The organism is Mesorhizobium sp. WSM4822 (assembly GCF_055811155.1).
On record NZ_JBVVQM010000016.1, the window covers coordinates 70,089 to 84,308 of the forward strand.

11 protein-coding genes are annotated in these 14,220 nt (G+C 62.7%); 4 read left to right on the plus strand and 7 right to left on the minus strand.

Annotation, left to right across the window (positions count from 1 at the left end):
* Window positions 1-28: 28 nt before the first annotated feature.
* From AC0L3E_RS29705 to AC0L3E_RS29715, 3 genes are read right to left on the minus strand one after another with little or no spacing between them, the layout of a single operon-like run.
* Window positions 29-1,402, minus strand: a complete 1,374-nt coding sequence (locus tag AC0L3E_RS29705) for an MlaD family protein (protein WP_128309986.1) — start codon at window positions 1,400-1,402, stop codon at window positions 29-31.
* Between the two features lie 14 nt (window positions 1,403-1,416).
* Window positions 1,417-2,238: an ABC transporter ATP-binding protein gene (locus AC0L3E_RS29710; RefSeq protein WP_127322577.1), complete on the minus strand. Its 822-nt coding sequence runs from the start codon at window positions 2,236-2,238 to the stop codon at window positions 1,417-1,419.
* Window position 2,239: 1 nt separating this feature from the next.
* Window positions 2,240-3,427: an MlaE family ABC transporter permease gene (locus AC0L3E_RS29715; RefSeq protein WP_023810578.1), complete on the minus strand. Its 1,188-nt coding sequence runs from the start codon at window positions 3,425-3,427 to the stop codon at window positions 2,240-2,242.
* Window positions 3,428-3,503: 76 nt separating this feature from the next.
* On the opposite strand from AC0L3E_RS29715, the gene dgcA reads away from it, so the two are divergent.
* Complete coding sequence (dgcA, locus tag AC0L3E_RS29720) at window positions 3,504-4,487, plus strand: N-acetyl-D-Glu racemase DgcA (protein WP_473606329.1); 984 nt, start codon at window positions 3,504-3,506, stop codon at window positions 4,485-4,487.
* Here the strand turns inward: dgcA and AC0L3E_RS29725 are convergent.
* Both AC0L3E_RS29725 and AC0L3E_RS29730 read right to left on the minus strand, forming a co-directional pair.
* Window positions 4,458-5,672 carry an MFS transporter gene (locus AC0L3E_RS29725; protein ID WP_473606330.1) on the minus strand — a complete coding sequence of 405 codons (1,215 nt, stop codon included), beginning with the start codon at window positions 5,670-5,672 and terminating at the stop codon, window positions 4,458-4,460. The two genes, dgcA and AC0L3E_RS29725, sit on opposite strands and share 30 nt — an antisense overlap.
* 124 nt (window positions 5,673-5,796) lie before the next feature.
* Entirely contained in the window at window positions 5,797-6,612 is an 816-nt protein-coding gene (locus AC0L3E_RS29730; protein WP_473606331.1) for a UDP-2,3-diacylglucosamine diphosphatase, read from the minus strand.
* Between the two features lie 118 nt (window positions 6,613-6,730).
* Between AC0L3E_RS29730 and AC0L3E_RS29735 the strand changes: the two genes are divergently transcribed.
* From AC0L3E_RS29735 to AC0L3E_RS29745, 3 genes are all read left to right on the plus strand, one after another.
* Window positions 6,731-7,510: an SDR family oxidoreductase gene (locus tag AC0L3E_RS29735; protein WP_473606332.1), complete on the plus strand. Its 780-nt coding sequence runs from the start codon at window positions 6,731-6,733 to the stop codon at window positions 7,508-7,510.
* A gap of 177 nt (window positions 7,511-7,687) precedes the next feature.
* Window positions 7,688-10,012 carry an NADP-dependent malic enzyme gene (locus tag AC0L3E_RS29740; protein ID WP_127409076.1) on the plus strand — a complete coding sequence of 775 codons (2,325 nt, stop codon included), beginning with the start codon at window positions 7,688-7,690 and terminating at the stop codon, window positions 10,010-10,012.
* A gap of 88 nt (window positions 10,013-10,100) precedes the next feature.
* Window positions 10,101-11,315, plus strand: a complete 1,215-nt coding sequence (locus tag AC0L3E_RS29745; RefSeq protein ID WP_473606333.1) for a DUF2865 domain-containing protein — start codon at window positions 10,101-10,103, stop codon at window positions 11,313-11,315.
* Here AC0L3E_RS29745 and gltX read toward each other — a convergent pair.
* Complete coding sequence (gltX, locus tag AC0L3E_RS29750) at window positions 11,233-12,606, minus strand: glutamate--tRNA ligase (protein ID WP_128309137.1); 1,374 nt, start codon at window positions 12,604-12,606, stop codon at window positions 11,233-11,235. The two genes, AC0L3E_RS29745 and gltX, sit on opposite strands and share 83 nt — an antisense overlap.
* 333 nt (window positions 12,607-12,939) lie before the next feature.
* Window positions 12,940-14,127 (minus strand): hypothetical protein, encoded by a 1,188-nt coding sequence (locus AC0L3E_RS29755; protein ID WP_236382810.1) that lies wholly within the window; start codon window positions 14,125-14,127, stop codon window positions 12,940-12,942.
* Window positions 14,128-14,220 lie beyond the last annotated feature (93 nt).

Below are 14,220 nucleotides of genomic sequence, written 5' to 3' on the forward strand. Positions count from 1 at the left end.
ATGTTTCTGGGGCGCGCCGTCGCCGAAGTCAACGCCGCGCCCTGCCATCGAATTGCCGAACCTCGCCGTCGCCACCCGAAAGGATGCGCTGCGGATTGCGGCTGAGATCGGTCACCGCCTCTTCGATGCGGCTGATCGAACGGCGGCTGTCCTGCACCAAAGCCTCGACATTCGAAAGCCCCTGTCCCGAGAAGCGCGCCAGATTGTCGGTGATGACGCCAAGGCGGGCATTCAGCGTGTCGGCAACCTGCTTGAACGACTTCAGCGTCGCCCTGGCATCCGCCATCACGCCATCGGCCTGCCCCGACCCGAGCAAGGTATCGACCTTGGCAAGAATGCCATCGACCCGCACCGAGGCATCGTTGAGCCTTTGCGCGAGCTGCTTTGCGTCCTTGATCGTCTGGTCGATGTCGTCGGCCCGGTTGGCGAACTTGTGGGTCACCTCCGCGATGTCGGCGGCGGCCTTGTCGGCGCTCTCGCTGGCCTTTTGGATGTTGGCGAGCGCCGAGCGCACTTGTGCGGGATCGATACCGTCGAGCACGTTGTCAACCTTGGCCAGCGTGCCTTGCGTCCGTTTGGTAAACTCGTTGACCGACCCCACGGCCGTATCGACGTTCTTGATCACGCCGTCGAGCTGTTTCGACGTCTCCTTGAGGTTACCGGTGACCGCGTCGACATTGGCGACGATGCTCTTGATCTTGTCCTTGTCGACGGCGTTGAGAAGGCCTTCGGCCGCCTTCAGCGTGCCATCGAGTTTGCCGGAAACGCCTTTAAGCTCATCCGCCAGCGTGCTGGCGGCGGACAGGAATTTGTCGATGCCATCCGAATTCTTGGCCAGCGCATCGGAGAAGGTCTGAACATTCTGGACGGTCTGCGTCAGCGGCCCGCGAACGTCCCTGGTGAAGCCTTCGAGCTCGGTCAGCACCTTGTCGGCGCGGGTGAAGATATTCTGCGCCGTCTGCAAGAGGTTGGTCACCGCCGACGGGTTGGCGACGATCTCGGCGACCTTGCCTTCCTTTTCCGCCTGGTCGAGGAGTTTCACTTCCTTGGGGTCGGCGCCCTTGAGCTCGATGTTGGCCTGCCCGGTCAGGCCGGCAAGCCCGATATCGGCTTGCGTCGATTTGGTGATCGGCGTCATGCGGTCGATCTCGGTATCGGCGATGGCAACCGTCGGATTGTCGACGTCGATATAGACGCGCTTGACGTCGCCGACCTTGACGCCGTTGAACAGCACGAAACTGCCGCGGCCAAGCCCGGACGCAGAGCCCGGAATGCGCACGCGCAGCAACGTCGTCTCGCCCTTGTCGCCGATGGCCGCCGTCCAATAGACGAAGGCAAACGCCGCCAGGATCGCAGCCAGCGTGAAGATGCCGACAATGACGTAGTTGGCTCTGGTTTCCATTGTCCCACTTATGGCTATGCGCGCGCCGCAAGATCAAGTTGCCGGGCGCGTTTTCCGCGGAAATAGGACTTTACCCACGGTTCCTCGCTCTTCAGCATGTCGTCGATGGTGCCTTCGACCAGCACTTTCTTCTTGCCGAGCACGGCCACCCGGTCGCAAGCGGTGAACAGCGTGTCGAGATCGTGCGTCACCATGTAGACGGTCAGATCCATCGTATCGCGCAGCTTGACCACCAGCTCGTCGAACTCCGCCGCGCTGATCGGATCGAGGCCCGATGTCGGCTCGTCGAGGAAGACGATGTCGGGATCGAGCGCGAGCGCCCGGGCCAGCGCGGCGCGCTTGATCATGCCGCCGGACAGTTCGGACGGGAATTTCTGCGCTGCATCGGGCGGCAGCCCGACCAGCTCGATCTTGAGCATCGCCAGTTCGTCCATCAGCTTTCGCGGCAGGTCGAGATATTCGCGCATCGGCACCTGGACGTTTTCCAGCACTGTCAGCGCCGAGAACAGCGCGCCGTGCTGGAACAGCACGCCAAGCCGCATGTCGATGCGCAGACGCTCGGCATCATCAGCTTTCTCGATATCGACGCCGAACAGCTTGATCCTACCCGACTGCTTGCGCGTCAGGCCGAGAATGGTGCGCAGCAGAACGGATTTACCCGCACCCGAGGCGCCGACAAATCCAAGGATTTCGCCGCGCCTTATGTCGAGCGACAGTTTGTCGAGGATAAGCTTGTCGGCAAAGGAAACACTGATGTCGTGCGCGGAAAGCACGATGTCGCCCTCGCCCGCGTCATCAGCCAATGCGCCTGCCCTTTTCCTGTTTCGCAGCTTCATCTCAGAACTCGATCGCTGCGTAGAACATGGCGAAAAGTCCGTCGAGGATGATGACGACGAAGATCGACTTCACAACTGAAGCGGTAACATGCTGGCCGAGCGATTCGGCGCTGCCGCCGACCTTCATGCCTTCGACCGAGGCAATCGTGCCGATGATCATGGCCATGAACGGCGCCTTGATCAGGCCGGCAAAGATGGTGCTGAGATCGATGGCGACGCGTAACCGGTCGATGAAGGCGGCGGGCGGGATGTCGGAATAGAGCCAGGCAGCCAGTATGCCGCCGCCGAGTGCGGCGAAATTGGCGATGATGGTCAGGCATGGCAAGGCGATGACCAGCGCCACGAGCCGCGGAAAGACCAGGACGCCGATCGGGTTGAGCCCGATGACCTTCAGCGCGTCGACCTCCTCGCGCATCTTCATCGAGCCGATCTCGGCGGTGATCGCGCTGCCGGAGCGGCCGGCGATCATGATCGCCGTCATCAGCACGCCGAGTTCGCGCAGGATCAGCACGCCGACCAGGTCGACGACGAAGATATCGGCGCCGAAATAGCTGAGCTGATAGGCGCCTTGCTGGGCAACGATGGCGCCGACGATCGCCGACATCAGCACCACCACCGGAATGGCGCCGACGCCCATGCGGTCGATCTGGTTGAAAATCGCCGCCGGGTTGACGGCATGGCCACGGCCGAGCTTCATCTGCGCGCCACGGATGGTGGCGCCGAGGATGTTCATCGAAGCGAGAAAATCGTCGCGCATCTCGTAGACGCGGCGCCCGACCGCCTCGAGAGCGCGAATGACGATGTTGGGCGGCCGCGCCGGGCCGGATTCGGGTTCGCGCCGCACGGCCTCGCCGACAGCTTCGAGCAGGATCGAAGCGATCTCGCTCTGGCCTTGCATCTGGATCTCGACGCCCTTCTTCTCGAAGGCGCTGACCAGCCGGTCGATCAGCCAGGCGCCGGCGGTGTCCATCTTCTCGATCTTGGAAACATCGAGCGCCAAGGTTTTGAAGCCGCTTCGCTTTTCGATCTTGCGCATGTCGGCGTCGATGAGCGCGACGGTCCTTGTGGTCCAGATTCCGGAGAAAGCGCAGCCAAGAACGCCATCCTCCTCGCCGATCGCCACGCGCGGTTCGTGGTCAGCCTCCCCTGCGGTCGTGCCGCTTGCGTCGCGCTTGCCGATGGTCAACATGGCGTCCTGTTTAGCCTGACGGGTCTGACCTGTCGATTTGCCGACAACGCTTGTCGCACAGCAGGAGCAGAAAAATATGGCGCGTGTCATTTCGGTCGAGGCCGAGCGTTTTCCCATCGCCGGAACCTTCACCATTTCGCGAGGTTCCAAGACCGAAGCCGAGGTGATCTCCTGCACGATCGGCGAGGGCGGCCACCTCGGCCGCGGCGAATGCGTCCCCTACAAGCGCTATGGCGAGACCATGGAGGGCGTGCGCGACGCGATCGAGGCCATGCGCGGCCGGATCGCCGGTGGCATCAGCCGGACCGCCTTGCTCGATGCTATGCCGGCCGGAGCCGCCCGCAACGCCATAGACTGCGCCCTGTGGGACCTGGAGGCAAAGCTCAGCGGAACCTCGGTAGCAGTCGCGATAGGTGCTCTTCCCTTGCAGGCGCTCGAAACCGCCTACACGCTGTCGCTGGGCGAGCCGGAGGCGATGGCGGCGCAGGCGCGCGCCAATGCGGCGCGGCCGCTGCTCAAGGTCAAGATCGGCGGCGACAACGACATCGCCCGCATCCGCGCGGTCAGGCAGGCAGCGCCAGACAGCCGCATCATCCTCGACGCCAATGAGGGCTGGAGCGACGACAACATCGTTGCGAACCTCGCCTTTGCCGCCGAACAAGGCATCGCGCTGATCGAGCAGCCGCTGCAGGCCGGTCATGACGAAATCCTGCGCCATATCGCCCATCCCGTGCCGATCTGCGCCGATGAAAGCGTGCACGAGGCTGAGAATCTCGAAGCGCTTGTCGGTCTCTACGATGCCGTCAACATCAAGCTCGACAAGTCGGGGGGCCTGACTGCGGCACTGGTGCTGCGCGATCGCGCCCGCGAACTCGGTTTCGGCGTGATGGTCGGCTGCATGGTCGGCACGTCATTGGCGATGGCGCCAGCGGTGCTGCTTGCCCAGCATGCCGATTTCGTCGACCTCGACGGTCCGCTGCTGCTTGCCCGCGACCGGGTACCGGGCCTTGTCTACCAGGGATCGATGGTGTCACCGCCCGATGTGGCGCTGTGGGGCTGAGCGCGCTGCAAGGCCGATCAGCACGAGGCCGATCAAGGCGATCGGGATCATGGCAAAGAAGCCGTCCACGCCGAGATGGTCGTAGAGCGGGCCGGACGCCAGCGTCACCACCGCCATGAAGAAGCCGTTGGAGAAATAGGCAATGCCTTGCGCGGCACCTGTCCGCTCCTCGGAGACGGTTTCGCCGATCATCTTCTGCAGGCCGATCAGCCCAAGCGCCACCGAGACCGAGTGCAGCGACTGGACACCGAAGAAACCGGGAATGCCGAGGCCGAGCGGCCAGACCAGCGGAAAGGCGATCCAGCGCACGATGGAGCCGATCGCCGCCATCACCATGATCGACACGACGGAGAACCGGTCAAAAAAGCGGGTGAACATCATGAACATGCAGACTTCCGACACCACGCCCCAAGCCCATAAGAGACCGACAACCGAATCGCTGAGGCCGATCGATTTCCAGTAGATGGAGACGAAACCGTAGAGGAATGCGTGGCTGGCGGTTATGACGCCGACGCCGACGGAAAAATACAGGAAATACGGGTTGAGAAGCTTCGGCGCCGAATGCTGGATGTCGGTGGCCGACAGCGGTGAGGCGCGCCGCGGACGGCCTAGACGCGGCGCCAGCAGGCCGGCGGCAAGGGCCGCGGCAAACGCCGCCAGAATGATAACCGGAACGGCCTGCGAGCCGGCTGCCGACAGAATGAAGCCGCCGGCGACATTGGCGCAGAGATAGGAGATCGAGCCCCATTTGCGCATGCTTGTGTAGTTCGAACCGAAGCGGCGGACACCCGAAAGCGCCAGCGAATCGGCGATCGGCGAATGCGGCGTCCAAACAATGGTCAGCGCCAATGAGACCGCCAGCACCATCGCATAGGTCGGCGGCAGGAAATAGCCTGCCGACAACAGCAGTGATGCAGCCATCAGAGCGACATAGACATCGGCGCGGTCCCTGGCACGGTCGGCCAGCGCGGTCAGCAACGGCGTCGTCACCACGCGCAGGAACATCGGCGCCGCCAGAATGACGGCGATCTGCTCGGCGTGAAAACCCTTGGCCTGCAGCCACAGTGGAAAATAAGGCAAATGCGTTCCGAGCGGCACGTACAGCGTCGCGAAGATCAGGCTCATGCGCAGTTCGAAATGGCGCGGCTTGACGAGTTGTTCGGGCGAGAGCTGCGGCAGGGCCATGAATCGATCCAATCGCGCTGTATTCGACCGGACGGCAACGCGTATCGATCCCTTAACATGGACGAAAACCGGACGAAACCGGTTGGACTAATTGATCGATTCCGAAGCCTGAAAAGACTTCGGACTATGCCGCCTGCCCTACCTGGTCCTCGATGAGCAACGGGACAAAGGGCTCGTCCGGCGCTTCTGGCAGCACCTGCGCCCAGGTCAGGATTTCCATGCGGCCGTCAAAATGCTCGACCACGGCCGTGCAGCTTTCCACCCAGTCGCCGGTGTTGATGTACTGGACATCGCCAAAATTCTCGATGACGGCATGATGGATGTGGCCGCAAATGACGCCGTCGACGTGTGAACGACGCGCCTCATCCGCAAGCATGGTCTGGAACGAGCCGATGAAGTTCACCGCTTTCTTGACGTTGTGCTTGGCCCAGGACGAAAACGACCAATACGGCAGGCCGAGAAGTTGCCGCAGCCGCGTCACCACCCGATTGACCAGCATGGCCGCGTCATAGGCATGGTCGCCGAGATAGGCGAGCCAGCGCGCATTGTGGACCACGGTGTCGAACTGGTCGCCATGGATGACGAGCAGGCGCTTGCCGTCGGCGGTCTCGTGGATGGCACGGTCGGCGACGACGATGCCGCCGAAATGCACGCCCTGGAACTGGCGGGCGAACTCGTCATGGTTGCCGGCGATGTAGGTGATGTTGGCGCCCTTGCGCGCCTTGCGCAGCAGTTTCTGCACGACGTCATTGTGGCTTTGCGGCCAGTGCCAGCTCCGCCGCAGCCGCCAGCCGTCGACGATGTCGCCCACCAGATAGATGATATCGGCATCGTGATATCGAAGGAAATCGATCAGGAACTCGGCCTTGGCCGCCTTCGAGCCCAGATGGACATCGGAAATGAACATGCTGCGGAAAGTGCGGGGCTCTTGGCCGGACATCGCGATTTCACCGTTGCTTTCGCGAGCCTATGCCCCGATTCATGCAACAACCGTATGACGGTTGCGATTGGTCCAGCCGAAGGACTAGCTTGCCGGCCAAATCACAGGAGAAATCGTCATGGATCTCGGTATCCGCGGAAAGAAGGCCATCGTCTGCGCTTCGAGCAAGGGACTTGGGCGCGGTTGCGCCATGGCGCTGGCGGAAGCCGGCTGCGATGTCGTCGTCAACGGGCGCAATGCCGAGCTGGTGGCGAAAACCGCCGCGGAATTGCGCGAGCGATATGGCGTCACAGTGACAGAAGTCGTCGGCGACGTTTCGAAGCCGGAGGTGCAGAAGGCGCTGCTCGCGGCTTGTCCCGAGCCGGATATCCTGGTCAACAACAATGGCGGCCCGCCGCTTCGCGACTTCCGTACGCTTGACCGCGAAAAGATCCTCGAAGGCGTCACCCAGAACATGGTGACGCCGATCGAGCTGGTGCAGGTCGTGCTGGACGGCATGGCGGCACGCGGCTTCGGCCGCATCGTCAACATCACCTCGCTGTCGGTCTATGTGCCCATTCCCGGCCTCGACCTGTCGTCCGGCGCGCGTGCCGGCCTGACCTCGTTCCTTGCCGGCGTGGCCAGAACGGTGATCGACCGCAACGTGACCATCAACAGTCTTTTGCCGGGCAAACTCGACACCGACCGGCTGCGCGGCCCGCACGAGGCCGGCACCATCGAGGATCCTGCCGCAGCCGCCGCACGCAAGACCCGCATCAGCGCTGATGTTCCGGCCAAGCGGCTCGGCACGCCGGAGGAATTCGGCCAGATCTGCGCCTTCCTGTGCTCGGTCCATGCGGGCTATCTGACCGGGCAGAACATACCGGTCGATGGTGGTCTCTACGTCAGCGCCTTTTGATCAACTTGTCCGTGAAACTGCAGGAACTATCCATCAGAAAATCGGCATAAGCATTTGATCGTTCAAGGCTTTCTACGCACTGGTCGGTAAAGCTGCCTGCGCGTCAATTAGCGTCGCGAAAAACCACGGCTGCATGCTAAAAGGGAATCTCCAGCCAGATTTCGAGGGAGCGGCCGCATGGAAGGCGAGAGCAAAAAGACGGCACGTTCGGACCTCGACGAAGCCGCCCTCTACTTCCACAAGCACCCAAGGCCGGGCAAACTCGAGATCCAGGCGACCAAGCCGCTCGGCAATCAGCGCGACCTCGCGCTCGCCTATTCGCCTGGCGTCGCCGCCCCTTGCCTGGAAATCCGCGACGACCCGGCGACCGCCGCCGACTACACCGCACGCGCCAATCTGGTCGGTGTCGTCACAAACGGATCGGCGGTGCTCGGCCTCGGCAATATCGGCCCGCTGGCCTCCAAACCGGTCATGGAAGGCAAAGCCGTCCTGTTCAAGAAGTTCGCCGGCATCGATGTCTTCGACATAGAGATCGACGCGCCGGGGATCGAGCGCATGGTCGAGACGATCTCGGCGCTGGAGCCGACTTTCGGCGGCATCAACCTCGAAGACATCAAGGCACCGGAATGCTTCGAGGTCGAGGAACAGTTGAAGGCGCGCATGAAGATACCGGTGTTCCACGACGACCAGCATGGCACCGCCATCATCGTCGCTGCCGCGGTGCTCAACGGGCTGGAATTCGCCGGCAAGACCATATCGGAAATCAAGATCGTCACCTCCGGCGCCGGGGCTGCCGCCCTTGCCTGCCTCAACCTGCTGGTCTCGCTCGGCGCCAAGGTCGAAAACATCTGGGTCACCGACCGTTTCGGCGTTGCCTACAAGGGGCGCACCGACGAGATGGACCGCTGGAAAGACCCTTATGTGAAGGACACCGAGGCGCGCACGCTGGCCGACGTCATATCGGGTGCCGACGTCTTCCTCGGCTTGTCGGCGGCAGGCGTGCTGAAGCCGGAACTGCTTGAGCACATGGCGCCAAAACCGCTGATCCTGGCGCTGGCCAACCCCAATCCGGAGATCATGCCGGAAACAGCGCGTGCGGCGCGTCCGGATGCGATGATCTGCACCGGCCGTTCCGATTTTCCCAATCAGGTCAACAACGTACTGTGCTTTCCTTACATCTTTCGCGGCGCGCTGGACTGCGGCGCCAGCGCCATCAATGAGGAGATGAAGATGGCGGCGGTGCGGGCAATCGCAGCGCTGGCACGCGAGGAACCTTCAGATGTCGCGGCCCGCGCCTATTCCGGCGAGACGCCGATCTTCGGCCCTGAATTCCTGATCCCTTCGCCCTTCGATCCGCGGCTGATCCTGCGCATAGCGCCCGCGGTCGCCAAGGCCGCCTGCGACACCGGTGTCGCGACAAGGCCGATCACCGACTTCGCCGCCTATATCGACAAGCTGAACCGCTTCGTCTTCCGCTCCGGCCTGGTGATGAAGCCGGTGTTCTCGTCCGCCAAGGCATCGAGCGCCAAGCGCGTCATCTATGCCGACGGCGAGGATGAGCGCGTGCTGCGCGCCGCCCAGGTGGTGCTCGAAGAAGGCATCGCCGAGCCGATCCTGATCGGCCGGCCGCACGTCATCGAAGTGCGCCTGAAACGCTACGGCTTGCGCATCAAGCCCGGTGTCGATTTCGGCCTGATCAACCCGGAAGACGATCCGCGCTACCGCCACTATGTCGACCTTTTGATCGAACTCGCCGGCCGGCGTGGCGTCACGACGGAAGCCGCGCGCACCATGGTCCGCACCGACAACACGGTGATCGCAGCACTTGCGCTGAAACGCGGCGATGCCGACGCCATGGTCTGCGGCCTTGAAGGGCGCTTCGAGCGGCATCTGCGCAACGTCACCTTGATCATCGGCCCGCGCACCGGCGTCAAGGATCGCGACCTGTCGACGCTCTCGATGCTGATCTCGCAGCGCGGCATCATCTTCCTGACCGACACGCATGTCTCCGTCGATCCGACGGCGGAAGAAATCGCTGAGATGACGGTGCTGGCGGCGGAAGAAATCCAGCGCTTCGGCATCGAGCCGAAGGCAGCGCTGCTATCGCATTCGGATTTCGGCTCGCGCGATTCGCCCAGCGCCCTGAAGATGCGGCAAGCGGCGGCGATCCTGGCGCGCATTGCCCCAGAGCTGGAATGCGATGGCGAGATGCACGCCGATTCCGCTCTGTCGGAGCATCTGCGCCAGCGCGTATATCCGCATTCACGGCTGAAGGGCGAAGCCAATTTGCTGGTGTTCCCCAATCTCGATTCGGCCAACATCACGCTGACGGCGCTCAGGACCATGATGGATGCGCTACACGTCGGGCCGATCCTGCTCGGCACGGACATGCCGGCGCATATATTGACGCCGTCGGTCACCTCGCGCGGCGTCGTCAACATGACGGCGCTTGCCGTCGTGGAAGCCGCCCACAAGGCACAGGCGGTCGTCAATCTGGGCTGAACACGGATTTCGCGGTAAACTGCAGTTAACCGCGAACACGGTAGCATTGCGGGCTAACAGTCGGATTTGGCAGGCGGAGTTTGGGCGGATGGCAAGCGGAGGGTGGAAGCAGGCGCATGCTGCCATGCTGCTTGGCCTCCTGTTGTCCGCAACCTGGGGGGTAGCCGAGCCACAGGCTGCTTCGCGGGTCTGCCGCCAGCTGGAAGCCGATCTTGCCGCGTCCTCGCGCGGCGGCGGTGGCGGTCCGGCGCTGATCCGGAAATACGATTCCGCAATTGCGAGGCAGCATGAGCAGATTTCGAAAGCGCGCGGCCAGGCGAGCCGGGCCGGATGCGGCTTTTCGCTGTTTGGCCGCAACCTCAATCAATGCGCCGGGCTAAACGCCACCATCGATCGCATGAATGCCAATCTCGACGCCTTGCAGAACAAGCGCGAGCGGCTGGGCGGCGGCGGCTCGCGCCGCGACCGCGGACGCATCCTGGCGGCGCTTGACGCCACTGGCTGCCGCGACGACGCCGTTGCGCCTCGGCGGGCGCCTTTGCAGGAAGCCAACCGCGAGGGCGGCAGCGCAAACCTGTTCGATCAGCTTTTTGGCGGCAACAGCCAGCAGCTCGATATGCTTGATGAGCCCAACCAGCCCGACGATCCCGGCGAGGAGCGCAATGTCCGCCGTGTGCTCAACCAGCCCGGCATACCCGATTTTCCGAGCGTCGGCGGTGAGTTCCACACTTCCTGTGTGCGCACCTGCGACGGCTACTTCTTCCCGATGTCGAACTCAGCCTCGGCAGGCGATTTCGAACGTGACCAGAAGAATTGCGAATCGAGCTGCCCCGGCACCGAGATGCAGGTTTTCTATTCGCGCGGCATGGACGACGATTCGGCCTCGATGACGTCATCCGTCACCGGCCGGCCCTACAGCGAATTGCCGACCGCCTATCTCTACAAGCAGCCCGATATGTCGCGGCCGCCGGCTTGCGGCTGCAACGCCGCCGCGCAGGGTTTTCAGATCATCGCCGGCAACCCGCCGAATCCGGAACAGTTGCAACCCGAGACGGACTCCGCACCGTTCATTCCGGTGCCGATCTCCAAACCGGATCCAGGTGCCGATCCCGAAACGCTGGCCAATCAGGAAGGCGGGCTCGACCGCGAGACGATCAAGCGGGTTTCCGCCAAGCCGGTGACGTCGCCGGTGTCCGCGCTGCCGCCGGAACAGCGCAAGGTCAGGGTCGTCGGGCCAACGTTCCTACCCGACCCATCAGCGGCAATAGATCTGCAAGCTCCGGCCCCGAAGGCAGTCCGGTAAGGGCTGTCCTGAGCGGCATGAACAACGCCTTGCCCTTGCGACCGGTCGCTTCCCTGATCTTGCCCGTCCAGTCCTTCCAGATCGTCGCGGTCCAGGGTTCCTCCGGCAACAGGTCGAACGCCTGTCGAAGAAAGTCGCGGTCCTCATCGGAAAATTCCGGCTTCTCTTGCGGTCCTTCGCGCAGGATGCGCCACCAGTTGACCGCATCGGCCAGCCTGTCGAGATTGCCGCGCACCGCCATCCAGAACGGTTCGGCCTGCTCGCCGGAGACGCCGAGCACGATCAGACGATCTTGTGCCTCGGTGAACGGCATGTGGTGCAGCAGCGACCGGTTGAGCACGAACAGCTCGTCGGGATCGAACTTGGCGGCGGATTTCGATGTCGCCGCCGGATCGAAGCGTTCGGCGAGTTCGCCCATCGTCGGTACCGCCGCGACATTCTCCGAAGTGCCTACCAGGACGGCCAATGATGCGACGGCCATCGGCTCGATGCCGTCCTCGCGCAGGCTTTCGATCGAGAGCGCGCCGGTGCGCTTCGACAAGCCCTCGCCCGATGCGGTGGTCAGGAGATTATGGTGGCCGAACACTGGCGGCTCGGCAGCCAGCGCCTGGAACAGGGCGATCTGCACGCCGGTGTTGGTGACGTGGTCGTCGCCCCGGATGACATGGCTGACGCCCATCTCGATGTCGTCGACGACGGAAGGCAGCGTATAGAGATAGGTGCCGTCCTCGCGCACCAGGACCGGATCGGAAAGCGAAGCCAGATCGACGGTTTCCTCGCCGCGCACCAGGTCGTTCCAGTGGATTTCGGTGCGTTCCGGCTGTTGTGGATCGCCTGAGAAATTGGGGAGGAGAAAACGCCAGTGCGGCTGGCGGCCATCGGCCTGGTACTCGGCGATCTGCTCGTGCGTCAGCGTCAGCGCCTCCCGGCCATAGACCGGCGGCAGGCCGCGCGTGCGGCGCACCTTGCGCCTGAGATCGAGTTCCTCCGGCGTTTCATAGCAGGCATAGAGAACGCCTGCCGCCTTCAACCTCTCGACCGCCGCGTCATAGATATCGAAGCGTCGCGACTGGTACTCGGTGGCGTCGGGAAAAATGCCCAACCAATGCAGGTCGTAGAGGATGGCGTCGGAAAACTCCTGCTTCGAGCGCGCAATGTCGGTGTCGTCGAAGCGCTGGATGAATCGGCCCTTGTTGTTCATGGCGAACAGCCAGTTGAACAGCGCCGTGCGCGCATTGCCGATATGAATGCGGCCGGTCGGCGACGGGGCGAAACGAACGGTAACTGTCATGAACGGGGCGTACCGGATGCTTTTGTGGTTGACAAGACGCGCCCCCGCGCTGGCCGGCAGACATAGAACATGGCGGCTGGAATGAAAAGACCGGCGGTGGACGCTCCGACGGCGCCCAGGCCGGCGGTGCCCATTTTGTGCCGGAAGCTTTTCATGATAGGAATTTTTTCTTGACTCGGTGCCCTCAGCTATGGTACATATTTGGCTATGGTGCTGATTTGCGCCAGCGACCCGCCGCACAGGCGGGTTTTTCGTTTGATGCTCCGTCAGCCAACGCGTCGGCGAAGGCTCAGAAGGAACCCATTAATCCAAGTTTGTAGCGCTTGAAGGCGATCAGCGGCCGAAATCATCGGAACTGAGGCGGGTCCAGCGGTCGCCCACCAATCCACCGATAAAGATATCGCCGGAGCGGACCGCTTCCGTGACCTCGGCGATCCGCGAGCGGACCATTGTTCCCCCGGCATAGCGGAAGAAGACATTCTTGTAGCCAAAGAGTTGAGGTATGAATTTGGTCTGCGTCTGTCCGGTGATGCCCACGCAGCCCATCTCCCATGCGGCGGCGACAAGCGCATCCAGCGTCGCGCCCCAGTGCAATCCGGATGCCTGGATCTGCAACAGGTTCGCCACGCCGCCGGCTTGACCATAGAAGGCATAACAACCGAGCATTTTGCCCGTTTCGTCGTAGGTCCCACCGAAATGAAGGGGGCCGTCGGCCCGCTTCTCGGCCGCCAGCGCAAGCAGCCGTGCAAGTTCCCCATCCTTCCAACTCGGCCGAAGAGCGTAACCAGACAGGAGGGTCGGCAGCTTCTCGGCAAATTGAACGGCATCGATCGGCTCACGATGGGTGCGATGCGACGATGAATGGAGGACCGGTGGCTCGAACCTTTTCTTGGCGAGAGCATCGAATGCTCTCGCGCATGGATCGAGTACAAGGCGAGGCAGGCCAGGCCATTTACGGTGCAGTGCGGCGGCGGCCATCGCCGCCGGCCGGAAAACATATGTCCATCCCAGACAATGCACCGGGAGGAGTTGGTACTTCATCGGGCGCGCGAAGGCCAAGGATGTCCGGTTGGCCGAATCGGTCAGCTGCAGATCGAATTCGCCTTGATGCAAGGCACGCAGCAATTGGGGTCCGGCCGAGCCGTCATCGGTGCCGGGGTCGGCCATGAGCGGCCCGATGATCGCCGCATTCAATGGCGCTCCATTGAGCTCGTAGCGGGCTTTCAGAACGCCGAGGAATCCACCCAGACGACCGTGCCGGTTGATCTGGACAAGAGCGTTGCTTTCCCCGGACTGGCCGGCAGGGTCGAGGTAAATCTCTCTCATATACGCGGCCGTTTCCGCGATCGCGCGATCGAGGAGGTGACGCCGGCGCCGGCGAAACTTCGTCAGGAAGAGTGCGGCGACGCGCTCAAGATCTTCGGCAGCCAGCGGCCGAACCGAGCCATGCTGAGATTCCAGCACTGACGGCGCAGCCAACTTCTCCTCGGCATTTGCAGAAAGATGCATCGTGAAGAACATCCGTGGGTTGCCCTCCATCGGATATATATCAACCAATGGTAGAAACAACGTATCTCGGTCAGTATGATGAACAGAGGTCTCAAGACTTACTAT